This is a genomic window from Micromonospora sp. DT227, from assembly GCF_049841835.1.
Classification (GTDB): Bacteria; Actinomycetota; Actinomycetes; order Mycobacteriales; family Micromonosporaceae; genus Micromonospora.
In genome coordinates this window covers 1-24,223 of record NZ_JBNCLA010000022.1, presented here as the reverse complement: position 1 = coordinate 24,223, position 24,223 = coordinate 1, and the positions used below count along the sequence as shown (strand labels likewise).

24 protein-coding genes are annotated in these 24,223 nt (G+C 74.4%); 14 read left to right on the top strand and 10 right to left on the bottom strand.

Going from position 1 to position 24,223, the window contains the following annotated elements; all coding sequences use genetic code 11:
* Positions 1-8: 8 nt before the first annotated feature.
* The 7 genes from ACLQ2W_RS33310 to ACLQ2W_RS33280 all read right to left on the bottom strand — a co-directional run bounded on the left by ACLQ2W_RS33310 (position 9) and on the right by ACLQ2W_RS33280 (position 6,547).
* Positions 9-2,090, bottom strand: a complete 2,082-nt coding sequence (locus ACLQ2W_RS33310) for an NACHT domain-containing protein (protein WP_425791802.1) — start codon at positions 2,088-2,090, stop codon at positions 9-11.
* A gap of 95 nt (positions 2,091-2,185) precedes the next feature.
* Entirely contained in the window at positions 2,186-2,806 is a 621-nt protein-coding gene (gene mug / locus ACLQ2W_RS33305; protein ID WP_425791800.1) for a G/U mismatch-specific DNA glycosylase, read from the bottom strand.
* Positions 2,807-2,905: 99 nt separating this feature from the next.
* On the bottom strand, positions 2,906-3,667 hold the full coding sequence (locus ACLQ2W_RS33300) for an SDR family oxidoreductase (protein WP_425791798.1): 762 nt from the start codon (positions 3,665-3,667) through the stop codon (positions 2,906-2,908).
* A 32-nt stretch (positions 3,668-3,699) separates the two neighbouring features.
* Positions 3,700-4,146 carry a hypothetical protein gene (locus tag ACLQ2W_RS33295; RefSeq protein ID WP_425791797.1) on the bottom strand — a complete coding sequence of 149 codons (447 nt, stop codon included), beginning with the start codon at positions 4,144-4,146 and terminating at the stop codon, positions 3,700-3,702.
* A complete protein-coding gene (locus tag ACLQ2W_RS33290; protein WP_425791795.1) occupies positions 4,143-4,961 on the bottom strand; it encodes a DUF692 domain-containing protein in 819 nt (272 codons plus the stop codon). Before ACLQ2W_RS33290 ends, ACLQ2W_RS33295 begins: the two co-directional genes overlap by 4 nt.
* The gene (locus ACLQ2W_RS33285; RefSeq protein ID WP_281943833.1) at positions 4,958-5,881 is read right to left on the bottom strand and encodes a TIGR04222 domain-containing membrane protein; all 924 of its coding nucleotides are present in this window, start codon (positions 5,879-5,881) and stop codon (positions 4,958-4,960) included. The genes ACLQ2W_RS33290 and ACLQ2W_RS33285 overlap by 4 nt, the downstream gene beginning before the upstream one ends.
* Positions 5,882-5,974: 93 nt before the next feature.
* On the bottom strand, positions 5,975-6,547 hold the full coding sequence (locus ACLQ2W_RS33280) for a TetR/AcrR family transcriptional regulator (protein ID WP_107162520.1): 573 nt from the start codon (positions 6,545-6,547) through the stop codon (positions 5,975-5,977).
* A 78-nt stretch (positions 6,548-6,625) separates the two neighbouring features.
* Between ACLQ2W_RS33280 and ACLQ2W_RS33275 the strand changes: the two genes are divergently transcribed.
* From ACLQ2W_RS33275 to ACLQ2W_RS33265, 3 genes are all read left to right on the top strand, one after another.
* A complete protein-coding gene (locus tag ACLQ2W_RS33275; RefSeq protein WP_425791792.1) occupies positions 6,626-7,456 on the top strand; it encodes a carbon-nitrogen hydrolase family protein in 831 nt (276 codons plus the stop codon).
* A gap of 57 nt (positions 7,457-7,513) precedes the next feature.
* Positions 7,514-8,158 carry an HAD family hydrolase gene (locus tag ACLQ2W_RS33270; protein ID WP_281938646.1) on the top strand — a complete coding sequence of 215 codons (645 nt, stop codon included), beginning with the start codon at positions 7,514-7,516 and terminating at the stop codon, positions 8,156-8,158.
* Positions 8,159-8,319: 161 nt separating this feature from the next.
* Positions 8,320-9,246: a serine protein kinase RIO gene (locus ACLQ2W_RS33265; protein ID WP_405090365.1), complete on the top strand. Its 927-nt coding sequence runs from the start codon at positions 8,320-8,322 to the stop codon at positions 9,244-9,246.
* Between the two features lie 88 nt (positions 9,247-9,334).
* On the opposite strand, the gene ACLQ2W_RS33260 is transcribed toward ACLQ2W_RS33265, so the two are convergent.
* Positions 9,335-9,583 (bottom strand): DUF2630 family protein, encoded by a 249-nt coding sequence (locus ACLQ2W_RS33260; RefSeq protein WP_107162524.1) that lies wholly within the window; start codon positions 9,581-9,583, stop codon positions 9,335-9,337.
* A 341-nt stretch (positions 9,584-9,924) separates the two neighbouring features.
* Between ACLQ2W_RS33260 and ACLQ2W_RS33255 the strand changes: the two genes are divergently transcribed.
* The 8 genes from ACLQ2W_RS33255 to ACLQ2W_RS33220 all read left to right on the top strand — a co-directional run bounded on the left by ACLQ2W_RS33255 (position 9,925) and on the right by ACLQ2W_RS33220 (position 18,160).
* Positions 9,925-11,262, top strand: a complete 1,338-nt coding sequence (locus tag ACLQ2W_RS33255) for a cytochrome P450 (RefSeq protein WP_425791811.1) — start codon at positions 9,925-9,927, stop codon at positions 11,260-11,262.
* Positions 11,259-12,134: a terpene synthase family protein gene (locus tag ACLQ2W_RS33250; protein WP_405090364.1), complete on the top strand. Its 876-nt coding sequence runs from the start codon at positions 11,259-11,261 to the stop codon at positions 12,132-12,134. Before ACLQ2W_RS33255 ends, ACLQ2W_RS33250 begins: the two co-directional genes overlap by 4 nt.
* Positions 12,131-13,684: a prenyltransferase gene (locus tag ACLQ2W_RS33245; RefSeq protein WP_425791789.1), complete on the top strand. Its 1,554-nt coding sequence runs from the start codon at positions 12,131-12,133 to the stop codon at positions 13,682-13,684. The genes ACLQ2W_RS33250 and ACLQ2W_RS33245 overlap by 4 nt, the downstream gene beginning before the upstream one ends.
* Before the next feature lie 80 nt (positions 13,685-13,764).
* Positions 13,765-16,212, top strand: a complete 2,448-nt coding sequence (locus ACLQ2W_RS33240; protein ID WP_425791787.1) for a nitrate- and nitrite sensing domain-containing protein — start codon at positions 13,765-13,767, stop codon at positions 16,210-16,212.
* Positions 16,213-16,278: 66 nt separating this feature from the next.
* Positions 16,279-16,704, top strand: a complete 426-nt coding sequence (locus tag ACLQ2W_RS33235; RefSeq protein ID WP_091573440.1) for a roadblock/LC7 domain-containing protein — start codon at positions 16,279-16,281, stop codon at positions 16,702-16,704.
* Complete coding sequence (locus tag ACLQ2W_RS33230; RefSeq protein ID WP_107162529.1) at positions 16,701-17,090, top strand: DUF742 domain-containing protein; 390 nt, start codon at positions 16,701-16,703, stop codon at positions 17,088-17,090. The genes ACLQ2W_RS33235 and ACLQ2W_RS33230 overlap by 4 nt, the downstream gene beginning before the upstream one ends.
* On the top strand, positions 17,071-17,679 hold the full coding sequence (locus ACLQ2W_RS33225; protein WP_405090360.1) for a GTP-binding protein: 609 nt from the start codon (positions 17,071-17,073) through the stop codon (positions 17,677-17,679). The genes ACLQ2W_RS33230 and ACLQ2W_RS33225 overlap by 20 nt, the downstream gene beginning before the upstream one ends.
* Positions 17,680-17,686: 7 nt before the next feature.
* Complete coding sequence (locus tag ACLQ2W_RS33220) at positions 17,687-18,160, top strand: GNAT family N-acetyltransferase (RefSeq protein ID WP_425791784.1); 474 nt, start codon at positions 17,687-17,689, stop codon at positions 18,158-18,160.
* A 158-nt stretch (positions 18,161-18,318) separates the two neighbouring features.
* Here ACLQ2W_RS33220 and ACLQ2W_RS33215 read toward each other — a convergent pair whose 3' ends face one another.
* Positions 18,319-19,167, bottom strand: a complete 849-nt coding sequence (locus ACLQ2W_RS33215; protein ID WP_405090358.1) for a LysR family transcriptional regulator — start codon at positions 19,165-19,167, stop codon at positions 18,319-18,321.
* A 94-nt stretch (positions 19,168-19,261) separates the two neighbouring features.
* Between ACLQ2W_RS33215 and ACLQ2W_RS33210 the strand changes: the two genes are divergently transcribed.
* Positions 19,262-19,993 carry an SDR family oxidoreductase gene (locus tag ACLQ2W_RS33210; protein ID WP_425791782.1) on the top strand — a complete coding sequence of 244 codons (732 nt, stop codon included), beginning with the start codon at positions 19,262-19,264 and terminating at the stop codon, positions 19,991-19,993.
* A gap of 68 nt (positions 19,994-20,061) precedes the next feature.
* Here ACLQ2W_RS33210 and ACLQ2W_RS33205 read toward each other — a convergent pair whose 3' ends face one another.
* Positions 20,062-22,917 carry an aconitate hydratase gene (locus ACLQ2W_RS33205; RefSeq protein ID WP_425791780.1) on the bottom strand — a complete coding sequence of 952 codons (2,856 nt, stop codon included), beginning with the start codon at positions 22,915-22,917 and terminating at the stop codon, positions 20,062-20,064.
* 156 nt (positions 22,918-23,073) lie between these two features.
* Here ACLQ2W_RS33205 and ACLQ2W_RS33200 point away from each other — a divergent pair, with 156 nt between their 5' ends.
* Both ACLQ2W_RS33200 and ACLQ2W_RS33195 read left to right on the top strand, forming a co-directional pair.
* Positions 23,074-23,430: a VOC family protein gene (locus ACLQ2W_RS33200; protein WP_425791778.1), complete on the top strand. Its 357-nt coding sequence runs from the start codon at positions 23,074-23,076 to the stop codon at positions 23,428-23,430.
* A 24-nt stretch (positions 23,431-23,454) separates the two neighbouring features.
* The gene (locus tag ACLQ2W_RS33195; protein ID WP_425791776.1) at positions 23,455-24,108 is read left to right on the top strand and encodes a DedA family protein; all 654 of its coding nucleotides are present in this window, start codon (positions 23,455-23,457) and stop codon (positions 24,106-24,108) included.
* Positions 24,109-24,223 lie beyond the last annotated feature (115 nt).

The following is a 24,223-nucleotide window of genomic DNA, read 5'->3' as shown; positions in this document are numbered from 1 at the left end:
GGCCGGCCCTAGGCGTTCCGCCCCCGGGCGCCGGTGACCCGCCCGGCTGCCCCTCGCCCGGGCGACGCCCCCGGTTGGCGCGGCACCGACCGTCGGGCCCCGCCCCAGGTGTCGGCCAGGTGTTGCCGGAGCAGGTCGTGCCGGAACTGGTAGACCGGCCCGGAGGTGCGCAGGACCTGCCGTTCCCGCGCGTCCTCCAGGAACCGCCGCATCCGCAGCGGGGTCCGGAAGCGCACGGCCATCTCGACCTGCCGGCAGCACGTGCGCCAGGTGGTGGAGACCGACCAGAGCCAGACGGCGCTGGCGAGCGCGCCCAGCACGCCGATCGCCAGGACCCGGGGCAGGCTCACGTCGAAGTGCATGCCGAAGCCGGTGCCGCCCACGAACGCCGCCGTCGCCGCGGTGGCCGCCAGCATCGTGCTCGCCGCCGCGTCGTCCCGCCACGACCGCCGGGGATCGAGCGCGTAGTCGTCGGGCTGCGCGGCGGCGAACAGAGACCCGCCGAGCTCGATCGTGAGCCAGGCCGCCAGCCCGGTGAGCAGCCACCCGCCGACGCCGGGGAGGGCGGAGCCGAGCAGTGTCAGCGGCAGGATCAACCCGAACCCGAGGGGAAGGGTGACCAGCATCCGGCGTGGCACGAACATCGCTCGCCACCAGCGCCGGGGCACCCGTCTGGGCATCGGTTTCCGTTCCCGGATCACGATGAAGGTGGACAGGAAAGCCATGAGCAGACCCACTGGCAACCCGCTGGTGATCTCCCGCCCTTCGGCGAGCCGGTACGACAGGCCGAGCAGCAGGCTGATCGGGATCGCGGTCGTGTACCAGACCGCCAGGGCGAAAAGCAGCGCCGGGAGGGGAGGGGACGGACCCGTCGGCGGCATGTTCCACCACTTCAGGCCGTCGGCGCCGGTGCGACCGAGGTGATGGGCGAGGAAGCCGAGTGTCCGTTGGGCGGTGCGCAGCGAGTAACGCGACGGTGGCCGGTCCGGGCCGGAGGCGTACGCCGTGGCCAGCGCCCGGTCGAGCAGGTGGCGCTCGACCTGGCTGGCCTTGCGGAACCGTCGACGGTCCAGAAGTTCGTCCACCGGGTCGAGCGGCTCGTACGCGTCCCGGAGCAGGGTGAGCAGGAACGGGTTCTTGAGCGGGCCGGTGAGCGGGCCGGCCGGCCCCTGCCGGAGCCGGTCGGTGACCTTCTGCCAGGCCGGCGGCGGCGGATCGGCGAGCCGGCTCAGGAGGTAGTCGACCGCGACCTCCTCGTCGACGGGCCGCAGCTCGACGCCCGCCGCGCCGATCAGTGGATGCCGTCGGACGGCACCGGTCAACTCGTCGATCCGACTGAGCAGCACCAGCCGGAGGTTGGCCTGTCGGCTCAGCTCCCGCAGGACGACGGGGCGCAGACCCTCGCCGATCTCGTCCAGGCCGTCGACGAGCACGGCGATCCGGTGGCCGGCGACGAGCCGTGCCGCGTCCTTGGCGGTGAGGCCGGGGACCTCGGCGATCCGGTCGGCGATCCAGGTCGCGAACGGCGTGGTGATCGCGTCCCAGCCGCGCGGGCTGACCAGGATCGGCACCGGCATGCGGGACCGGTGCTCCGGGCCGGCCTGCTCGCGCGCCGCCAGCGCGTCCCGGAACAGGAGGACGGCCGCGGTGCTCTTGCCGGCGCCGGGTGGACCGGCGATGATCAGCCGGCCGGAGGGCAGACCGGCGTAGAGCGCGTAGAGCTGCTTGTGCGTGCCCTCGGCCAGCTCCTGGCCGGTGACGCGTTCCGCCCCGGGGAGCGGCTCGAACGGGCCGGTCAGGGCGTGCCGCGCCGAGGCGCCGATCGGCGCGGAGGCGCGGTGCCAGGTGATCGGCAGGGGCGCGGTCAGGTCCCGTTCGACGACCTCCTGGCCGCTTCGTTTCCGCATCGCCGCCGCCAGGTCGTCGGCCAGGTCGTCGAGCGGCCGGGCCGACTTCCGCGGGAACCGCGCGGACAGCACCGCGGTCAGCGCGACGAGCACCCCGACGACGGACAGCACGAAGGGCGGGACACCGGTGGCGATGCTCCGCTCGATCACGTCCCACGGCCCGGCCGACGCCCACCCATGCATGGCCGCGATTATCGCAGGAAACCTCTACGCCGTGCGGTCCCGTCGTCGCGGTGCGTCATCGTCGGACCGACGACGCGCGGCGGCGCCGGAAGGCGCTATCCGCCGGTGACCGCCGCGCGCAGCTCACCGAACGCGGCGCCGAGCGTCTCCGGCGTGAAGTGCGCGTTCAGCCCGCTCGGGTTGGGCAGCACCCAGAGCCGCGCCGGCCCGAGCGGCTCCGGTTGCGGCCCGAAGCCGGCCTTCGGCCGGGCGAAACCGATCCGGTACGCGGTCACCCCGACCACCGCCACCCAGCGCGGTCGGTGATGCTCGACCTTGTCGGTGAGCACGCGTGCGCCCTCGACCAGTTCCGTGGCGGTCAGCTCGTCGGCGCGGGCGCTGGCCCGGGCCACCATGTTCGTGATGCCCAGCCCCAGCGCGGGCAGCTCGTCCTGCTCGCTGGGGTGCCACAGGCGTGGGGTGAACCCGCCCCGGTGCAGCGCCGGCCAGAACCGGTTGCCCGGGCGGGCGAAGTGCCAGCCGGTGGCCGCCGACCACAGGCCCGGGTTGATGCCGACGAAGAGCACGTCCAGACCGGGCCCGATCACGTCGGGCAGCAGCCGGTCGGCCGCCGCGGCGAGCTGCTCCCGGCTGGGTCGCGGGTGACGCCGGGCGGGCGCGGCGGGACCGGTCGCGGGTTCGGGTCGCCCGCCGGCGGGGCGGCGTCGGTCGTTCACCGACGTGCCGTCCCGGGTCGCGGGCGCGTCACCGCGATGGCACCGGGTCGCGGGCGCGTCACCGCGCCGGCACCGGGCCGCGAGGTCGTCGACGTGCCGTCACAGGCCACGCAGGGCACCGCCGTCGACCGGCACGGTGACCCCGGTGACGTAGCTCGCGGCGGGGGAGAGGAGGAATGCGGCCACCCGGCCGAACTCGGCGGGCTCGGCGATGCGGCCGAGCGGGATCGCCGCCTCCGCCGCGGCGCGGGCCCGGTCGGCGTCCCCGGAGGCGGCCAGCAGCTCCCGGTTGCGGTCGGTCATGATCCGGCCGGGCAGCAGGCTCACCACCCGTACGCCGCGCGGACCGTACTCGACGGCCAGGTCCTTGGCCACCCCGGCCAGGCCCGGTCGGAGGCCGTTGGAGATGCCCAGCCCGGCCAGCGGCTCGCGCACCGAGGTGGACAGCACCAGGGCGATCGCGCCGCCGTCGGTGAGCGCGCCGGCCACCGTGCGGGCGAGCCGGACGCTGCCCAGGAAGACCGTTTCGAACGACTCCCGCCACTGCGCGTCGGTGACCTCGGCGGCGGTGCCCCCGGGCGGCCCGCCGACCGAGACCAGCGCGCCGTCGAGCCGGCCGAAGTGTTCGCGGGCCGCCGCCACGAGGCGGTCCGGAGTGCCGGGGTCGGCCAGGTCGGCGGTCAGCCCGATGGCCCGCGCCGGGCCGCCGAGCGCCTCGACGGCGGCAGCCACCCGTTCCGGGGCCCGCGCGGAGACCACCACCCGAGCCCCGTCCGCGACGAGCTGCCGGGCGGTGGCGAGACCGAGGCCACCGGAGGCGCCGGTCAGCACGTACACCCGGTCGGCCAGTCCGAGATCCATGGCCCGATCCTGCCGCATCGGGTGCGGACCGGTCAGCGCGGGGCGGGCCGCAGCAGGCGTACCCGGCCGGCGAACTGGACCACGACGGCGCCGCCGGTGCGGGCGAGCGCCGGGAGGCGGCGGCGTCGGGGCGCGCCGCGGCCGTCGTAGCGGTTCGCCGCCTCGCGCCCGGCCAGCTCGTCGGCGCCCAGCGGCGGCAGCGTGCCCCGGTCGCGCAGCTCGCGGGCCAGGTCCCAGCCGTCGCGCAGCGAGCCGTTGGTGGGGCGGCCGGCCGCCCAGTCGACGAAGACCGCCGGCCAGTCGGCGCCGAGGCCGGCGGCGAGCAGCGGCCAGTGCCGGGCCACGTCGCCGGCGCGCTTGCGTCTCAGCGCCCGACGGGCGGCCTCGACCGGCGCGGCGGCGAAGCCGGGCGGCAGCGGCCCGCCCGCGACCAGCGTCGCCACCAGCTCGGCCTGCCGGGCCGCCAGGTCGCCGCTCACGTGACCACCGGGTACCCGGACGCGGCGGCGAGCGCGTCCAGCTCGCCGCGCAGCTCGGCGGCGGGCGGGTAGTGGCCGTCGCGTTCCAGCAGCAGCGCCGGCGGGCGGTGCCGGGCGCACAGCTCCCGGACCAGGTCGAGCACCTCGGCGGGCACCGGATCGGTGTGCGTGTCGTGGTAGAAGCCGCCGGCCTCGGACCCGCCGGCCACGTGCACGTAGGCGATCCGCTCCAGCGGCAGCCGGTCCAGCATCGCGGCCGGGTCGCCGCCCCGGTTGCGCGCGTTGGCGTGCACGTTGGCGACGTCGAGCAGCAGCAGCGCGTCGGTCGCGTCGAGGATCTCGGTGAGGAAGTCGGCCTCGTCCAGCTCGTCGTCGGGCCAGTCGAAGAGCGCGGCGATCGGTTCCAGCGCCAGCGGCACCGGCAGCTCCGCCCGCGTCCGCCGGACGTTGGCCACCACCGCGGCCACCGCCTCCCGGCTGCGGGGCAGCGGCAGCAGGTGGCCGGCCTCCAGGCCACCGGCCCGCACGAACGCGATGTGCTCGCTGACCAGCGGCGCGTCCAGCGCCGTGGCCACCGCGGCCAGGTGCGCCACCCGGGCCGGGTCGACCGGTTCCGCGCCGCCGAGCGAGAGACGCACCCCGTGGGGTACGACGGTGACGTCGCGGGCGCGCAGCTCGGTCAGGCCGTCGGGCAGTGGTCCGGCCGGCGCGACCGCCTCCGCGACCACCTCGACGAAGCGCAGTCCCGGCAGGTCGGCCACGAAGCCGGCGATCTCGGGCCGCCAGCCGATGCCGACGCCGGACGGGCCGCTCATCCGCCGCACCCGCCGCCGCCCCCGCAGCCGCCACCCCCGCCGCAGGAGCTGCCGCCGCCGCACGAGGAGGAGCCGCCGGAGCAGGAGGAGGAACCGCCGCACGAGCTGCCGGAGCTGCCCGCCGTACCCATCGCCTGGCGCTGGATCTCGGCCTGCTCCGCGAAGCCCGGGTCCATGGTCCAGAGCGTGGCGGTGCCGAACAGCGCCACCGCCATGGCGGTGGCCGACGGGCCGTACGTGGCGTACGCCGGCGCGGCGGCGGGACGCAGCGCGGTGTGCCGGCGGCGCAGGTCGCGCAGCGCGGCGGTGGCCGCCCGGGTGCGCCACGGCACGCGGTTGAGCAGCAGGAACGCGACGATGAGCGGGACCAGGGTGAGGAGTAGGAAGCCGGCGGGCCGGCCGTTGGTCAGCCCGAAGAAGGCACGCGCCACGCCGAGCACCAGCAGCAGGCCGAGCAGGGTGGACCCGCGTCGCAGCGTGCGGCGCCGCTCCGGGTCCAGCGCCAGGCCGCGGCGGACCAGGCCGTCGCGCAGCTCGTCGAGGGCACGCCGGACCCACTCGTCGCGGGGCAGCTCCCGGGCGCGCAGGCCCTGGCTGGCCGCGTGGTGGACGGCCTGGTCCAGCGGGGTGAGCCCGGCCGGCAGCGGTCCGCCGGTGGCCAGCCGCCGGTCCGGATGCACGCCCACCGCGCCGGCCCGGCGCAGGCCGCCGAGCGCGGTCCAGACCGCGAGCTGGTCGCCCCCGTTGAGGTACGCGACCTGCTGCGGACCGAGCGAGCCGTGGTCCGGGACCGGGGTGCCGGCCAGCGCGCGGAACCGGTACACCGCCGTGCCCACGACCAGGACGACGGCCGCGACGAGATACCAGCGCAGGAAGACGGGGCCGGGGATGCCCCAGGTGTCGGCCGCGAGGACGGTCATGCTGTGCTCCTGTCGCGAGGGGGTCGCGGCTCATTGTGGAGCAGGTACGCCAGTGTCGATCTCCGTGGGGCGGCCAGTTACCGGACCGAGACGTCAGTGCCGGCGGACGGCCTCCTCGACCAGGTCCAGCACGCGGGTCAGGTCGCCGGCCGGCCGGCCCATCGCCAGGTGCAGCACCAGCCCGTCGTAGGCCAGCTCCAGGAACTGGGCCAGCACGTCGATCGGCACGTCGTCGCGGAGCACGCCGGCCTCGCGCTGGCGGAGCAGCCGTTCCCGGGTCGCCTCGGCGATGGCCGCCGAGCGCTCGGACCAGCGCTTGGCGAACGCCGGGTCGGTCCGCAGCCGGCGGGAGACCTCGAGCTGACTGCCGAGCCAGCCGGTGGTGTCCGGGGAGACCGCGCGGGCGAGCAGGTCCCGCATCACCTGGACCAGGCCGTTGCGGGCCACGGTCTCCACCATGGCGGCGGCGTCGTCCTCGGCCACGGCGAGGAAGAGTGAGTCCTTGTCCCGGAAGTGGTGGAAGATCGCGCCCCGGGAGAGACCGGTGGCCTCCTCCAGCCGCCGCACGGTGGCGCCCTCGTAGCCGTGCCGGGCGAAACACGCCCGCGCCGCGGCGAGGATCTCCTGCCGGCGCGCGTCGAGCTGGTCCTGACTTACTCTGGGCACGGTGCGATCGTCGCAGGTGGCGGGGGCCGACGCAAACCGTACGTACGGCTTGCGAGGTGGGTTGGCTACCATCCGGTGATGACCCCGCTGACCGTCGCCGCCGTGCAGGCGCAACCGGTGCCCGGTGACGTCGCCGGGAACGCGCGAGCCGCCGCCCGCCTGGTCGGCCGGGCCGCCGGGGCCCGCGTCGTGGTGCTGCCCGAGCTGTTCCTGCCCGCGTACCACCCGCCGACGCTGGGCGCGGACCCGTCCGGGACGGACGTGACCGCCGACCCGGACGGGCGGGTCGACGACGCCCGGCTGGACCCGCTGCGCGCCGCCGCGCGGGACGGCGGGACCGCCGTGGTGATCGGCGCGGCGGTCCGCCACCCGGACCGGCGGCGCACCATCTCGTCGCTGGTGGTGGACCCGACCGGCACGGTCACCGCGGCGTACGACAAGCAGCAGCTCTGGAGCGGCGAACGCGAGCTGTTCGACGCCGGCCGGCGGGGCGCCACGCTGGTGGTCGACACGTGGCGGTTCGGCCTCGGCATCTGCTACGACGGCTGTTTCCCGGAGCACGGCCGGGCCGCGGCGGGCGACGGCGCGCACGGCTACCTCTGCCCCAGCGGCTACCTGGCCGGCTCGGCGCACCGTCGGGACCTCTACTACGCGGCCCGCGCGCTGGACAACACCATGTTCGTGGTCTTCGCCAACGCGGTCGGCGGCGTGGCGCCCTGGCGGTTCAACGGTGGCGCGGCGGTCTACGACCCGGAGGGCCGGGCGCTGGCCCGGGGCGCGGACGCCGGGGAGGACGTGCTGGTGGCGACGCTGGACCCGGCGGTCCTGGCGGACACCCGCGCGGCGCACACCATGCTGCTCGACCGGCTGCCCGACGCCGGGGCCGCCCGCGCGACGCTCGTCGCCTGACCGCGAGCGGGACCTCCGGCCCTGCCGGTGCCCAGGGCGTTCCCGTAGGGTGCTCAGGTGCCGTTGCTCCTGCTCGCTCTGGACGACACCCTGCTGGACCGCGACGGGCCGTTCCGCGCCTGGGGAGCACGCTTCCTGGAGAGCATCGGCGCGCCGCCCGTCGACCTCGACTGGCTGGTCTCCGTCGACGCGGACGGGCTGACCAACCGGTGGGACGTGGCCGACGCCATCCGGGACCGCTACGGGCTGCGCATCCCGTCGATCGACCTGGTCGAGGAGCTGCACGACGGCGTGGTGGCGCACATGCGGCTGGATCCGCTGGTGGCCTGCGCGCTGCGGATCGCCGCCGACGCGGGCTGGGTGCCGGTGGTGGTCACCAACGGCGCGGAACGCCAGCAGGACACCAAGATCCGCCGGACCGGCCTGGACCGGTACGTCGCCGACTGGGTGATCTCCGAGGAGGCCGGGGTCAGCAAACCCAACCCCCGGATCTTCGCGCTCGCCGCCCAGCGGGCCCGGTTGCCGCTGCGCGGCGCGTGGGTGATCGGCGACAGCCCGGAGGCGGACATCGGCGGCGCGACCGCGGTGGGCCTGCCCAGCGTCTGGCTGCACCGGGGGCGGCGCTGGTCGGATCCCCGCTTCGCGCCGACCCGGGTGGAGGACGGGCTGATCCCGGCCGTGGCCGCCGTGCTGGCGGGCTGAGCGGGGAAAATCGGTTGCCCCGCCGGGGCCGGCCCACGAGCATGGTGCCGCGCGAGGGCGCAACCGGGTCGCCCGGTCGAGGAGAGGAGGTCGGTCATGGCCGTCTTTGCAGGGTCGTTCCGCCTGCCTCCACCAGACTCGACCGAAGGACAGATCCACCCGTGCGCGATCACGACTTCCCGGCGCAGCCGCGCCGTGGCCGCGGCAAGAGCCGCTTCGACGACGACGAACCCGACTTCCTGAAGCGGGGCCGGCCGGCCCCGACCCTCGCCGACCCGGACGCCGAGCCCGACGCGGAGGACCGCTGGTCCTCCTGGGACCAGGCCGTCCACGGGCCGGAGCCGCACCCGGCCTGGCTGGTGACCGAGCTGGCCGCCCGGGACACCGAGCTGGGGATGCTCAAGACCGGCAAGGAGGCGGACGTCCACCTGGTCCGCCGCGCGGTGCCGGACACCGACCGGGGCTGCCTGCTGGCGGTCAAGCGCTACCGGGACGCCCAGCACCGGCTCTTCCACCGTGACGCCGGCTACCTGGAGGGTCGCCGGGTACGCCGGTCGCGGGAGATGCGGGCGATGGCCGGGCGTACCGCGTTCGGCCGGCAGATGATCGCCGGGCAGTGGGCGGCGGCCGAGTTCGCCGCGCTGTCCCGGCTGTGGGAGATCGGCGCCGCCTCCGGGCGGATCGCCGTGCCCTACCCGGTGCAGCTGCTCGGCACCGAGCTGATGCTGGAGTTCGTGGGCGACGCCGGGGCGGGCGAGGCCGCGCCCCGGCTGGCCCAGGTCCGACCGGACGACGACGAGCTGCGCGACCTGTGGGAGCAGTTGGTCGACGCCCTGGTGGTGCTGGCGCGGGCCGGGTACGCCCACGGCGACCTGTCCCCGTACAACCTCCTGGTGCACGCCGGCCGGCTGGTCCTGATCGACCTGCCGCAGGTGGTGGACGTGGTGGCCAACCCGCAGGGGGCCGAGTTCCTGGCCCGCGACGTACGCGTGGTGGCCGCCTGGTTCACCGCCCGGGGGCTGCCCGCCGTCGACACCGATCCGGTGGCGCTGACCGAGGTGCTGCTGCGGGAGGCGGGGATCCGCTGAACCGTGAGCGTCCCGGGCGGGATCCGTCCCGCCCGGGACGTCGGCTCGGCGGTACCGCTGCGGACGGCGGTGCCGCCCTGAGCGCGGGTCACTGGAGGTAGCGCTCGACCTCCGGCACCGGGCGCTCACCCTGGGCGTCCGGGTCGCCGTGTGCCTGCCGGGCCGCCCGGCGACGGCGGAGCAGGTCCCAGCACTGGTCCAGGGACTCCTCCAGGTGCCGGAGCCGCTCGCGGGCCTCGTCGTCGGTGCCGGCCTCGTGCTGCTGCGCGCCGGCGCGCAGCCGGTGCTCCTCGTCGACGAGTTCGGAGATCCGGCTCAGGATGGTCTTGTCGTCCATGCCCGAAGCTTGGCACAGCGGACGGGCCCGCGCCCGCGTTCCCGCGCCGGCGAGGCAGGTGTCAAGCGGGGCTCCGAGCTATACCGGAGGCGTTGAGCGGGGGCCCGGCCTTACCCGCAAAACTTTCGGCGTGACGCATATCCCACGGGCTCCATTCTCGACAAAGAGATTGTTGTTAAGTGAAATATCCTCGTTGCCGTCTTTTGATTCAACGCCCAGGATGGCATGCTCGCGAGCAACGTTCACGGGTCGAGACGGGGTAGCGACCCTCAGCAACCCGAGGGAGCGTTCAGGTGGTCGATTCGTCCGGCCTGTCCCGGCCCACCGGCCGGCCTCGTGTCGTGCCGCTGCGGCAGATCCTGCCCGCCGTCCTGCGGGACCCGGCCCGCGCGCTGATCGACGTGGGCAACCGCACCGGTGGCGAACTGGTCCGGCTCAACCTCGGCTCGTTCCGCCCGTACCTGGTCACCCACCCCCGGCACGTGCAGCACGTGCTGCGCGACCGGGCGGACAACTACGAACGGGCCGGCGACGGACTGTTCTGGCGCCCGGTCAAGCGACTGTTCGGCGAGGGCATCCTGGGCGAGGGGCAGGTCTGGTCCGCCAGCCGCCGGATGTTGCAGCCGATGTTCACCGCCAAGCGGGTGGAGGCGCTCATCGACGGCATGGCCGGAGCCATCTCCGACGCCGTCGACGAGCTGGACGAGCCGTACCGCGCCGGGCGGCCGGTCGACATCGGCGTCGAGCAGGCCCGCATCGTCAGCCGGGCGATCATGAAGGTGCTCTTCGCCGACCGCATCTCGGTGCCGGACGCGATGCGCGTGATCGACGCCCAGGACCGCATCGCCACCGCGGTCATCCCCCGCATCGTCGTGCCGTTCGCGCCGCTGTCGCTGCCGATGCCGGGCGACCGGGCGTTCCGTCGCGCGGTGCGCGTCGTGGACGACGTGCTCGTGCCGATCGTGCGGCAGACCCGCGACGACGCCGACTCCGGCGACGACATCATCTCCACCCTGTGGCGGGCCCGCACCGACGACGGCCGGCAGCTCGACGAGCGGCAGGTCCGCAACGACACCGTGGCCATGTTCGCCGCCACCACCGAGACCACCATCAACGTGCTCACCTGGGCCTGGCCGCACCTGCACCAGCACCCCGAGGTCGCCGAGCGGCTCTACGCCGAGATCGACGACGTGGTCGGTGACGGCCCGGTACGCCGGGAGCACCTGGACCACCTCACCTACACCAGGATGGTGCTGGACGAGCTGCTGCGGCTCTACCCGATCGGCTGGATCATCCCGCGCCGCGCGGTCGCCGACGACGTCATCGACGGCGTGCCGATCGAGGCCGGCGCCACCATGGCGGTCAGCCCGCTGATCACCCAGCGGATGCGGCAGTTCTGGGACCGGCCGGACGAGTTCGACCCGGAGCGGTTCCGGCCGGAGCGGGTCCGCGACCGCCACCGTTACGCCCACTTCCCGTTCGGCGGCGGCCCGCACCAGTGCCTCGGCATGTACCTGTTCTATCTGGAGGCCCAGCTCATCCTCGCCACGATGCTCAGCCGCTACCGCTTCCGGCTGCGTCGCCCCGACGTGCCCCGGTTGCGCCTGGCGGCGGCGCTGCGACCCCGCGAGCGGGTCGAGCTGACGTTGCTCGCGGCCGGCCGGGCGGAGCCGGCGTGACCGGCGGACCGACGCCGGATCCGATCACCGCCGCGGCGGAACAGGGCCGGATCTGCGCGCTCGTCGCGCACGGCCAGCGTGGCCTGCGCCGGGTGGCCGCCGCGCACCCCGACCTGTTTCCCGCCGACCCGTTCGACGCGACGCTGTTCGGCAGCATCGCCTCGGCGATGGCGTTCAGCGCGCCCTGGCACACCGCCGCCGAGCTGGCGGTCACCAACCGCGCGGTGCTGTGGGGCTTCGCCGTCGACTGGCTGGTCGACCAGCGGGCGACCAGCCGCGCCGAGGTGGACCGCATCGCCCGTACCTGCCTGGACGTGCTGGACGGCGCGTCGACGACCGACCCGCTCGGCCGGTTCCTCGCCGAACTGCGCGACGACGTCGCCACCGCGCCCGGCTACGCCGCCCTGCGCGGACGCTGGCGCACCACCATGGAACGCACGCTGGACGCGATGGCCCGCGAGTGGACGTGGCGGCGCACCGGCCGGCCCACGCTCGCCGAGTACCTGGCCAACGCGGACAATCTCGCCGCCACGGTGGTCAACGTGGCGCACTGGATCCACACCGGATCGGTCGCCGACGCCGCCGCGCTGGACCGGCTGATCGAGGTCGGCGACGAGGTGCAGCGGGCGCTGCGCCTGGTCAACGACCTCGGCACGTACCGCCGGGACGCGGAGTCGGGCGATCTCAACGCGTTGCTGCTGGTGGACGACCCGGCGGAGGTCGAGCGGCGGTTCGCCGAGCAGGTCGACCACTGCCGGGTGCTGCTGGCGAAACTGGCCGACGAGACGCCCCGGGAGGCCGACTTCCTGTCCCGCCAGCTCGGGTTCACCACCGGGTTCTACCGGCACACCGACTTCTGGGGCGTGCGGTGAGCCTCACCGCCCAGCCCGCCACCCGGAGCGGGCCCGCGCGGGAACTCGTCGACGCGCTCGCGGACGACCCGACGGGGCAGACCTCGCCGTCGATCTACGAGACCGGCCGGCTGGCCGCGCTGGCACCCTGGCTGCCCGGCCACGACACCCGGCTGGCCTGGCTGCTCGACCGGCAGCGCCCGGACGGCGGTTGGGGCGGGCCCGGCGGCTACGCGCTGGTGCCGACGCTGAGCGCCGTCGAGGCGCTGCTGACCGAGCTGCACCGGACCGGGCCGGCCACGGCGCCGGCCACCGCCGCGCACCGCGGCCTGGCGTTCCTGGCCGCCGCGCTGCCCGGCGACACCCCGCCCGACCTGCCGGCCACCGACCTGATCGTGCCGGCGCTGCTGACCGCCGTGGACCGGCGTCTCACCGGCCCGGCGGGCCCACCGCCCGGGCTGGCCGGGTGGGCGGACCGGCCCCGCCTGCCCCTGCCGGCCGGTCTCGACCCGGTCCGGCTGACCCGGGTACGCGGCCTGCTGGCCACCGGCCGGCCGGTCCCGGCGAAGCTGGCGCACGCGCTGGAGGTGACCGGCGAGCTGGCCCCCGGGGCGGCCGGTGTCCGCCCCTCGGCGAGCGGCTCGGTGGGCGCCTCCCCGGCCGCCACGGCCGCCTGGCTCGGCCGGCCCGAGCCCGGCCCCGCCCTGGACTACCTGCGCCGGGTCGGCCGGCCCGGGCCGGTGCCCTGCGCCAGCCCGATCACCGTCTTCGAACGGGCCTGGGCGCTCGCCGCCCTGATCCGGGCCGGCGTCCCGCTGCGGGTGCCGGAGCCGGTGCTGGCCGAGTTGGGCGCAGCCGTCGGCGCGTCCGGCGCGGCCACCGCGCCCGGCTTGCCGGCCGACGCCGACACCACCTCCGTGGTGCTCTACGTGCTGGCCCGACTGGGCCGGCCGCTCGGTGTCGCCCCGCTCGCCGGGTACGACACCGGACGCCACTTCTGCACCTGGCCGGGGGAGGACGGCGCCTCGCTGACCACCAACGCGCACGTGCTCGACGCGCTCGGCGAGCACGCGACCCGGCCCGGCGTGACGGCGGCCCGCCGCCGGGTCGCCGACTGGCTCGTCGAGCGGCAGGAGCCGGACGGGCGGTGGGAGGACCGCTGGCACGCCTCGGCGTACTACGCGACGTACGCGGTGCTGCTCGCACTGGCCGACCACGCGCCCGACGGGGCGGCCCGGACCGCCGTCGAGCGGGGCGTCGGCTGGCTGCTGGACACCCAGCGGGCGGACGGATCGTGGGGGCGCTGGCAGGGCACCGCCGAGGAGACCGCGTACGCGGTGCTCGCCCTGACCGGCGCGGGCCGCGCCGGGGACCCCCGGATCGCCGCGGCGCTGGCCCGGGGCCGGTCCCGACTGTCCGAGCTGGACGGATGCGACGGTGGTCCGGCACTCTGGCACGACAAGGACCTCTACCGCCCGACGCGGATCGTGCGCGCGGCGGTACTGGCCGCGTCGGGGCGGGCCGGCTGGACGTCGCCGCATCCGGCACCCACCATGATCAGGATCGCTTGAATGGAGTTCACGACGGCTGCTAGCGTGCGCCGGAGTCGATCGGATTCCGGACCGACCGAAGACCGGGCCAGGACGGTGTGATGGGTTCCCGCAGTACGAATCTCCGTACGAAGATCATCGCGCTGCTGGCGTCGCTGACCGCGCTCTGGGCGTTCGCGGCCTGGGTGACCGTACGGGACGGGTTCAACCTGCTCGGCGTGCAGGCGCTCAACGCGCGGGTCTTCGAGCCGAGCGACCCGCTGCTGCTGGAGCTGCAGAACGAGCGCCGACTCTCGCTGCGCTACCTGGGTGAGTCCGACCCCGGGCAGTTGCAGGAGCTCCAGGCCCAGCGCGGGCGCACCGACAGCGCGGCCACCGCGCTGTGGACCTCGGTGCAGGACTGGCGCACCGAGGTCCCGGCCAGCGACGAGCTGGAGCAGCGGCTGGCCGAGCTGAAGGCCGAACTCGGCCAGCTCGTCCAGGTCCGCGACGAGGTGGGTCGCAAGACCATCGACCGGACCGCGACGCTGGCCGCGTACGACGAGGCGGTGGACGGCATCTTCGCCGTCTTCGACGCGCTCGGCGGTCTCGACGACGACCAGATCGCCCGGGACACCGCGGCGCTGATCGACCTGAACCGCTCCCGTGAGCTGCTGTCCCAACAGGACGCGCTGCTCACCGGCGCGGTCTCGGCCAACCGGCTGACCGTCGCCGAGCAGACCGCGTTCGCCCGGCTGGTCGGCGCCCAGTGGTTCCTCGCCGACCGGACCGCCCGGGAACTCGCCCCGACCGACCGGTCCCGCTATCAGCAGATGGTCGAGGGGGAGGCGTTCGGGCAGCTACGCACGCTCCAGGACCGGGTGCTCGCGGCCAAGGGCGAGGACGTGCGCCCGCCGGTCACCGCCGCGGCCTGGCGGGCCGCCGCCGACCGGGCGATGGCCGACCTGCGCGGCGTGATCCTCGCCGGCGGTGAGGACATCGTGTCCCGGGCCACCCCGGTCGCCGTCGGTGTCATCATCCGGCTGGTGCTCGCCGCCGGTCTCGGCCTGATCGCCGTCGTCGCGTCCGTCATCGTCTCGATCACCACGGCCCGCGCGCTGGTCCGGCAGCTCGAACGGCTGCGCGAGGCCGCCTTCCGGCTCGCCAACGAGCGGCTGCCCAGCGTGGTGGAGCGGCTGGGGCACGGCGAGGAGGTGGACGTCGCCCGGGAGGCGCCGCCGTTGCAGTTCGGCGACGACGAGATCGGCCAGGTCGGCAAGGCGTTCAACGCCGTGCAGGAGACCGCCGTCCGCACCGCCGTCGAGCAGGCCGAGCTGCGCCGCAGCGTCCGCGACGTGTTCCTCAGCCTGGCCCGGCGCACCCAGGCGCTGGTGCACCGCCAGCTCACGCTGCTCGACGCGATGGAACGCCGGGAACACGACGCCGAGGAGCTGGAGGACCTGTTCCGGGTCGACCACCTGGCCACCCGGATGCGGCGCAACGCGGAGAACCTGATCGTGCTCTCCGGGTCGACGCCGGGCCGCGCCTGGCGGCGCAGCGTGCCGATGGTCGACGTGGTGCGCGGCGCCGTCGCCGAGGTCGAGGACTACACCCGGGTGACCGTCCGGCCGCTCGGCGCGGTGTCGCTGACCGGCCGCGCCGTCGGTGACGTGATCCACCTGCTGGCCGAGCTGATCGAGAACGGCCTCTCCTTCTCGCCGCCGCAGACCACTGTGGAGGTCCGCGGTCAACTGGTCGCCAACGGCTTCGCGCTCGAGATCGAGGACCGCGGCCTCGGCATGAGCGGCGACGAGCTGGCCGCCGCCAACGCGCGCATCGTGGACCGCTCCGAGCTGAACCTCGCCGACGCCGCCCGGCTCGGCCTGTTCGTGGTCAGCCGGCTCACCGAGCGGCACGGCGTGAAGGTGCAGCTCCGGGAGTCGGCGTACGGCGGCACGACCGCGGTGGTGCTGATCCCGCGGGAGCTGATCAGCACGGACGCCGGCGACCCGGGCGGCTCCGACGACGCCCGCGACGACGCCGCCGCGTCGTCGCCGGCCGCCGTGGCGCCTGACGGATCGGGCCGGCCCGCCGAGGAGACCGTCGTGGTCCGGGTGGGCGAGGACGGCACCACCGGCGGGTTCGGCCCGGTCGACACCGGCACGCCGGAGGCCGAGCCGGCACCGCCCGCGCCCCGGATGACGCCGTCCGGGCTGCCGGCGCGTACCCGCAAACGGCAGCCCGCGGTGGCCGGGCCGACCGCGGAGCTGGCCGTGGTCGATAACCGCCCCGCCCCGCCCGCGGCCGAGGCGGCGGCGCCGCCGCAGACCGACGCCGGGCTGCCCGTCCGGGTACGCCAGGCCAACCTCGTCCCGGAGCTGCGGCACGAACGGTCCGAGGCGGACGACGACGGGGCGGACGACACGGCGCGCGCGCCGGAGCAGGTACGCCGGATGATGAGCTCCTACCAGAGTGGAACCCGACGTGGCCGCACCGACGCGGCGCGGCTGCTCGGCGGGGCGCACGGGGCCGGTGACGGGCCGGCCGACGGAAACGAGCAGGTCACCTGACCGGGCGTCGAGGCCGACGCATCCGGGACGAGAACGGCACACCAGCCGGGGAGAAGAGGACGACGAGTGGCGCAGAAGACGGCTTCGAGCGCGGATCTTGCGTGGCTGCTGGATGACCTGGTCGGCCGGGTCAAGCAGGCGGAACACGCCGTGGCGCTCTCCACCGACGGACTGCTGATGGCCTCGTCCCGCGGGTTGAGCAGGGACGACGGCGAGCACCTGGCGGCGATGGCGGCGGGCATCCAGAGCCTGGCCCGGGGCGCGGGCAAGCGGTTCGGCGGTGGTCAGGTGCAGCAGACCATCATCGAGATGCAGTCCTCCTTCCTGTTCGTCACCGCGGCCGGCCGCAACGCCTGCCTGGCGGTGCTGGCGGCGGAGGACGCGGACGTCGGCCTGATCGCGTACGAGATGGCCATGCTGGTCACCCGGGTCGGCCGGTTCGTCGCATCACCCACCCGGGAACAGCCCCTCGGCGAGAACACGGCGCGATGACAGGCCGGGGGGAGTCCACCGAGCAGGAGTGGGTCGACGACCACGCGGGCCCGGTGGTCCGCCCGTACGCGGTGACCGGCGGCCGGGCCCGCCCGGTGACCGGCACGTTCGACCTGATCTCCCTGGTGACCGCGACCCGCGCCGAGGTCGGGTCGGAGTCCGGGCTGGGCCCGGAGCACGTGGCGATAGTCGGCCTCTGTCAGCGGATCCTTTCCGTGGCCGAGATCGCCGCCCACCTCGACCTGCCGGTGGGCACCGTCCGGGTCCTCCTCGGAGACCTGGCGGCCCGCAGTCTGGTGCAGGTACGCGAGCCGCGCGCCACCCCCGCCGGCCTTCCCGACGAGCATGTTTTCGAGGCGGTAATCAATGGACTACGGGCGCTCTGAGCGGCCGGCGGGAGCAGCGCCGCTGCCCACCGCGATCAAGATCCTGATCGCCGGTGGTTTCGGCGTCGGCAAGACCACAATGGTCGGCGCGGTCAGTGAGACCCGGCCGCTGCGTACCGAAGAGGTGCTGACCGAGACCGGGATCGGCATCGACGACCTGTCCGGGGTGGAGGCGAAGTCGACCACCACCGTGGCGATGGACTTCGGCCGGATCACGCTCAGCGACGATCTGGTGCTCTACCTGTTCGGCACACCCGGACAGGACCGGTTCTGGTTCGTCTGGGACGAGCTGGCGCTGGGCGCGCTCGGCGCGGTGGTGCTCGCCGACACCCGCCGGCTGGCCGACTGCTTCCCGTCGATCGACTACTTCGAGGGGCGGGGCACGCCGTTCGTGGTGGCGGTGAACTGCTTCGAGGGGGCCCGGGAGTTCCGGCTCGACGAGGTCCAGGCGGCGCTCGACCTGGACCCGGGCGTGCCGGTGGTGCTCTGCGACGCACGTCAGCGCGAGTCGGCCAAGGAGGTGCTGATCACGCTGCTGGAGCACGCCATGAAGCTGCGTGAGGCGCGTCGGCGGGCCGCCGGTGACTGAGCCGGCCGTGTCCGTCCGCGCGATGGCCCCGGAGGAGTTCGACCGCTGGCAGGACGAGCTGGCCGTGGAGTACGCGCGGGAGCACGTGTCGGCCGGCAACTGGACGGAGGCGGAGGCGCTCGACCGGGCGCGGGAGGCCAATGCCGCCCTGCTGCCGGACGGCCTGGCCACGCCCGGCATGCTCCTCCTGATCGGCGTGCTGCCCGACGGTTCGTCGATCGGCCGGCTGTGGATCGGCCTGACCCATCCGCGCGGCGTCCCCCACTGCGCCTTCATCTACGACATCGAGGTGGTCGCCGAACGCCGCGGTCAGGGCCTGGGCCGGGCATTGCTCGCGGCGGGGGAGCGGATGGCCCGGGAGCGGGGCGCCCGGGCCCTGGAACTCAACGTCTTCGGCGCCAACGAGACGGCGGCGACGCTCTACCGGACCTCGGGCTACCAGGTGGTCACCCAGCAGATGCGCAAGGACCTGCTCGCCTAGGCCGCGCGGACCTTGGCGCGTGCGGCCCTTGACTCGTGCAGGGTCGCTGGTTACTGAGCGTCGCCGTGGCAGGCAAAGGCCGGGTGGCGTGGCGCGCCCTCAGGAGAGCAGCGTGGCGCGTGGCCGCAGCGGTGGCTGGGCAGCCCGCGCGGGCGTGGCTAGAGGCGGGTGGCGGTGCGGACCAGGGCGGCCAGGGACCGCGACCGGCTGTGCGGCGGCCACGCGATCACCGTGGTCACCGCCGGCGCGTCCGGCACCGGCACGGCGGCCAGGTCGGGGCGCAGGAGCGTCCGGCACGACTCGGGGAGCACTGCCACCGTCCGGCCGAGCGCGATCAACTGGAACAACTGGGCGTGGTCCCGGACCTCGGGCCCCGGCCCGTCCGGATAGCTGCCGTCCCGGCGCGGCCAGCGCGGCAGCGGCAGGTCGGGCAGCGCGGCGACGTCGGCCGTCCACACCTGCGCCCGGCCGGCCAGCGGATGCCCGGCCGGCAGGACCACCACCTGCTGTTCGGTCACCAGTTCCTCGGTGTCGAGCCCGGCCGTCGAGTCGAACGGCAGGTGCAGCAGCGCCACGTCGGCCCGCCCGTCACGCAGCAGCCGCTCCTGTTCGCCGATGCCGCACAGCAGCACCTCCACGGCGACCGCGTCGGGCTCGGCGGCGTACGCGTCGAGCAGTTTCGGCAGCAGCTCGCTCGACGCGCCGGCCTTGGTGGCCAGCACCAGGCCGGGCTCGCCGGCCGCGGTGGACGCGGCGCGGCGGGTGCGACGGTCGGCGGCGGCCACCGCGTCCAGCGCGGCCCGGCCCTCGCGCAGCAGCACCGCGCCGGCCGGCGTCAACGTGACGGCCCGGCTGTCGCGGGCCAGCAGCGTCGCCCCGAGCCGCCGTTCGAGCTGCGCGATCGCCCGCGACAACGGTGGTTGGGCGATGCCGAGGCGGCGCGCGGCGCGGCCGAAGTGCAGCTCCTCGGCGACCGCGACGAAGTAGCGCAACTCCCGGGTCTCCACCCGGCCACCGTACCTCCGGGCGATACCCGTCGGGTATCGCCCGCTACCGAGACGGTGTTGGCCGCCCGGTGCCGGCGCGGCCAGGATCGATCGCATGAGTGCAGGCACGATCGCGCTGGTGACCGGCGCGAACAAGGGAATCGGGTACGAGATCGCGGCCGGGCTCGGCGCGCTCGGCTGGCGGGTGGGCGTCGGCGCCCGCGACGGGCAGCGCCGGGAGGCCGCCGTGGCGAAGCTGCGCGCGGCCGGCGTGGACGCGTTCGGCGTACCGCTGGACGTGACCGACGACGCGAGCGTGACCGCCGCCGCCCGCCTGTTGGCCGAGCAGGTCGGCGGTCTCGACGTGCTGGTCAACAACGCCGGCGTCACCGGCGGCATGCCGCAGCAGCCCGGCGGCGCGGACGTCGCGACCGTGCGGGCCGCGGTCGAGGTCAACGTGATCGGCGTCATCCGGGTCACCGAGGCGATGCTGCCGCTGCTGCGCCGCTCGGCCGCGCCCCGGATCGTCAACATGTCCAGCGGCGTCGGCTCGCTCGCCCGGCAGAGCGCCTCCACCGGGGAGGAGCGGACGGGCCCGCTCTCCGTGGCCTACGCGCCGTCGAAGTCGATGCTCAACGCGGTGACGATCCAGTACGCCCGCGCGCTCGCTGACACGAACATCCTGATCAACGCCGGCTGCCCCGGCTTCACCGCGACCGACCTGAACGGCTTCCGCGGGGTGCGTACGCCGCAGCAGGGCGCGGCGATCGGGATCAGGCTGGCGACGCTGCCCGACGACGGGCCGACCGGCGGGTTCTTCGAGGACGCCGGCGTGGTGCCCTGGTGACCGAGCAAGGAGGGGCCCCTTGTTGACAGACGTCTGTCAACAAGGGGCCCCTCCTTGCACACCAGGTGCTAGCTGGCGATCATGCGGCGCAGCACGTACTGGAGGATGCCGCCGTGCCGGTAGTAGTCCGCCTCACCGGGGGTGTCGATGCGGACCACGGCGTCGAACTCCACACCGGTGTCGGTGGTGACCTTCACCGTGCGCGGGGTGTCGCCGTCGTTGAGCGCGGTGACCCCGCTGATCGAGAACGTCTCGGTGCCGGTCAGGCCCAGCGACTCCGCGGTGGTGTCGACCGGGAACTGGAGCGGCAGGACGCCCATGCCGATCAGGTTCGAGCGGTGGATCCGCTCGTACGACTCGGCGATGACCGCCTTCACGCCCAGCAGCATGGTGCCCTTGGCCGCCCAGTCCCGCGACGAGCCCGAGCCGTACTCCTTGCCGGCCAGGATGACCAGCGGGACGCCCGCCTCCTGGTACGCCATCGAGGCGTCGTAGATCGAGGACTGCTCGCCGGTCAGGTGGTTGACCGTGAAGCCGCCCTCCACCCCGGGGACGAGTTGGTTGCGCAGCCGGATGTTGGCGAACGTGCCCCGGATCATCACCTCGTGGTTGCCGCGGCGGGAGCCGTACGAGTTGAACTCGTGCCGGGCCACGCCGTGCTCGGCCAGGTACTTCCCGGCGGGGGAGTCCGCCTTGATGGAACCGGCCGGGGAGATGTGGTCGGTGGTCACCGAGTCGCCCAGCTTCGCGAGGACGCGGGCGTCGGCGATGTCCTGCACCGGGGTCGGCTCCTGCTGCATGCCCTCGAAGTATGGAGGCTTGCGCACGTAGGTGGAGTCGCCCGCCCAGGAGAACGTGTCACCGGTCGGGGTCGGCAGCGACTGCCAGCGCTCGTCACCGGCGAACACGTCGGCGTACGCGGCGCTGAAACCGGTGGCGCCGATCGCCGAGGCGATGACGTCCTGGATCTCGGCGCTGTTCGGCCAGATCTCCCGCAGGAACACCGGGTTGCCCTGGGCGTCCTCGCCGATCGGCTCGTTGGCCAGGTCGATGTCCATGGTGCCGGCGAGCGCGTACGCGACCACCAGCGGCGGGGACGCCAGGTAGTTCATCTTGACGTCCGGGTTGATCCGGCCCTCGAAGTTGCGGTTGCCGGAGAGCACCGAGACGACGGCCAGGTCGCCCTCGTTCACGGCGGCGGAGACCTCCTCCGGCAGCGGGCCGGAGTTGCCGATGCAGGTGGTGCAGCCGTAGCCGACCAGGTTGAAGCCGAGCTTGTCCAGGTACGGCGTGAGGCCGGCGCGGTCGTAGTAGTCCATGACGACCTTGGAGCCCGGCGCGAGGGTGGTCTTCACCCACGGCTTGCGGGCCAGGCCCTTCTCCACCGCGTTGCGGGCCAGCAGCGCGGCGCCGATCATCACCTGCGGGTTCGAGGTGTTGGTGCAGGACGTGATCGCGGCGATCACCACCGCGCCGTGGTCCAGCTCGTACTCGACGCCGTCGGCGCCGGTCACCCGGACCGGGTTGGTGGCCCGGCCACCCGCGCCCACGGCGGCGGTCTCCAGGTCACGCGGCGCGTCCGCCGGGTCGTTGACGCCGTTGGCCGGCGCGTCGCTGGCCGGGAACGACTCGGCGCTGGCCTCGTCGGCCGGGCCGTCGGTGCCGAACGGCTTCTGCTGCTGCGGCACGCCCGGCTTGCGGCCCGGGTCGCCGCCGGTCTCGTCGGCCGCCACGTAGTCGGTCAGCGCCGAGCGGAACAGCGTCTTCGCGCTGCCCAGCGGCACCCGGTCCTGCGGGCGCTTCGGGCCGGCCAGGGACGGCTCGATGGTGCCGAGGTCCAGCTCCAGGCGCTCCGAGTACTCCGGCTCGTGGTCCGGGTCGTGCCAGAGGCCCTGCTCCTTGGCGTACGCCTCGACCAGCGCGACCTGGGACGCGTCGCGGCCGGTCAGCTCCAGGTAGCGGACCGTCTCGGCGTCGATCGGGAAGATCGCCACGGTGGAGCCGTACTCCGGCGACATGTTGCCGATGGTGGCGCGGTTGGCCAGCGGCACCGCGCTCACGCCGGGGCCGTAGAACTCGACGAACTTGCCGACCACGCCGTGCTTGCGCAGCATCTCGGTGATGGTCAGCACCAGGTCGGTGGCGGTGGTGCCGGCCGGCATCTCACCGGAGAGCTTGAAGCCGACCACGCGGGGGATCAGCATGCTGACCGGCTGGCCGAGCATCGCGGCCTCGGCCTCGATGCCGCCGACGCCCCAGCCCAGCACACCCAGGCCGTTGACCATGGTGGTGTGCGAGTCGGTGCCGACGACGGTGTCCGGGTACGCCTGGCCGTTGCGCTCCATGATCGTGCGGGCCAGGTACTCGATGTTGACCTGGTGCACGATGCCGGTGCCCGGCGGGACGACCTTGAACTCGTTGAACGCGCTCTGCCCCCAGCGCAGGAACTGGTAGCGCTCCTTGTTGCGCTCGTACTCCAGCTCGACGTTGCGCTCGAACGCGTCCTCGCGGCCGAACAGGTCGGCGATGACGGAGTGGTCGATGACCAGCTCGGCCGGCGCGAGCGGGTTCACCTTGGTGGCGTCGCCACCGAGGTCGCGGACCGCCTCGCGCATGGTGGCCAGGTCGACCACGCAGGGCACGCCGGTGAAGTCCTGCATCAGCACCCGGGCCGGGGTGAACTGGATCTCCACGCTCGGGTCGGCGGTGGGGTCCCAGCCGCCGAGCTGCCGGATGTGGTCGGCGGTGATGTTCGCGCCGTCCTCGGTCCGCAGCAGGTTCTCCAGCAGGATCTTCAGGCTGTAGGGCAGTCTGTCGTGCCCCGGAACCTGGCCGATCCTGAAAATCTCGTAGCTCGCGTCTCCGACGCGTAGCTGGGTCTTCGCACCGAAGGTGTCGAGGCTCGCCACGTCGTACTCCTTCACACCAGCGACCGTGAGTAGTCCTGAGCAGTTTGTCGCACCGACCGGGGCGCCGCCGTGCTTAGGCGACACTTACCTGCGTCGGTCTCTACAAAACCGTACGTCCGTCTTGCTATTCACGCAACCTCGTGCCACGCTGCGGGACGAGGAGGTGCCACCATGATCCACCACGTGCTGCTGGCCTGCCCGCGCGGCTCCGAGGACCGCTCCCGCGCGTTCTACGTCGATCTGCTCGGCCTCACCGAGAAACCCAAGCCCCCGGCCCTCGCCGCCCGCGGCGGTTGCTGGTTCACCGGGTACGACGCCGAACTGCACCTCGGCGTGGAGGACGATTTCGTGCCCGCCCGCAAGGCCCACCCGGCGCTGGTCCGCGCCGACCTGGACCGGCTGGCCGCCCGGCTGGCCGCCGCCGGCCACGCCGTGACCTGGGGCGACGACGAGATCCCCGGCATGCGGCGGTTCCACACGTACGACCCGCACGGCAACCGGCTGGAGCTTCTGACCCCCACGGGCTGAGTTCCACCCGGGTAGTGTCGGAGCGTGGTCGACGTGCAGCACTGGCTCTCCGCGCTACCGCCCGGCGTGATCTACCTGATCGTCGCCGGGGTGATCGGCGTCGAGAGCATGGGCGTCCCGCTGCCCGGCGAGATCGTGCTGGTCAGCTCCGCCCTGCTCGCCGCCACCGGGGTGGTCCAGCCCGAGTGGGTGGCCGTCGCGGCGGCGACCGGCGCGATCGTCGGCGACTCCATCGGGTACGCCGTGGGCCGCCGTGGCGGCCGGCCACTGCTGGAACGGCTGGGCCGGCGTTTCCCGAAGCATCTCGGCCCGACCCATCTGGCCCGCGCCGAGCAGAGCTTCGCCCGGCACGGTGTGTGGGCGGTCTTCTTCGGCCGGTTCGTCGCGCTGCTGCGCATCCTCGCCGGCCCGCTGGCCGGGGCGCTGCACGTGCCGTACCGCCGGTTCCTGGTGGCGAACGCGGCCGGCGGCCTGGTCTGGGCGTTCGGCACGACGTACCTGTTGTTCTACGTCGGCCGGGCCGCCGAGCACTGGCTCAAGGACATCTCCTGGGCCGGGCTGGTGCTTGCCGTGCTGGCCGGCCTGGCCAGCACGTGGTGGCTGCGCCGGCGCGGGAAGCGACTGGCCGCGGCCGAGACGCCCGAGCGGAACGAGCCGGTCGGCGCGACCGAGCGCTGACGTAAGGGCCCGACCCCGTTGGTGGGGTCGGGCCCTTGCGCGTTGGTGTCAGCTGGTGCTGTAGCCGCGGGTGGCGATCCAGTCGGCGAGGTTGTCGACGGTGATGCGGTAGGAG

Coding starts and splice junctions, on each gene's coding strand:
- ACLQ2W_RS33200 (WP_425791778.1), top strand. CDS start 23,074: ATGATCCACCACGTGCTGCTGGCCTGCCCGCGCGGCTCCGAGGACCGC.
- ACLQ2W_RS33310 (WP_425791802.1), bottom strand. CDS start 2,090: ATGCATGGGTGGGCGTCGGCCGGGCCGTGGGACGTGATCGAGCGGAGC.
- ACLQ2W_RS33260 (WP_107162524.1), bottom strand. CDS start 9,583: ATGGACGACAAGACCATCCTGAGCCGGATCTCCGAACTCGTCGACGAG.
- ACLQ2W_RS33300 (WP_425791798.1), bottom strand. CDS start 3,667: ATGGATCTCGGACTGGCCGACCGGGTGTACGTGCTGACCGGCGCCTCC.
- ACLQ2W_RS33275 (WP_425791792.1), top strand. CDS start 6,626: ATGACCCCGCTGACCGTCGCCGCCGTGCAGGCGCAACCGGTGCCCGGT.
- ACLQ2W_RS33210 (WP_425791782.1), top strand. CDS start 19,262: ATGAGTGCAGGCACGATCGCGCTGGTGACCGGCGCGAACAAGGGAATC.
- ACLQ2W_RS33285 (WP_281943833.1), bottom strand. CDS start 5,881: ATGACCGTCCTCGCGGCCGACACCTGGGGCATCCCCGGCCCCGTCTTC.
- ACLQ2W_RS33290 (WP_425791795.1), bottom strand. CDS start 4,961: ATGAGCGGCCCGTCCGGCGTCGGCATCGGCTGGCGGCCCGAGATCGCC.
- ACLQ2W_RS33240 (WP_425791787.1), top strand. CDS start 13,765: ATGGGTTCCCGCAGTACGAATCTCCGTACGAAGATCATCGCGCTGCTG.
- ACLQ2W_RS33230 (WP_107162529.1), top strand. CDS start 16,701: ATGACAGGCCGGGGGGAGTCCACCGAGCAGGAGTGGGTCGACGACCAC.
- ACLQ2W_RS33225 (WP_405090360.1), top strand. CDS start 17,071: ATGGACTACGGGCGCTCTGAGCGGCCGGCGGGAGCAGCGCCGCTGCCC.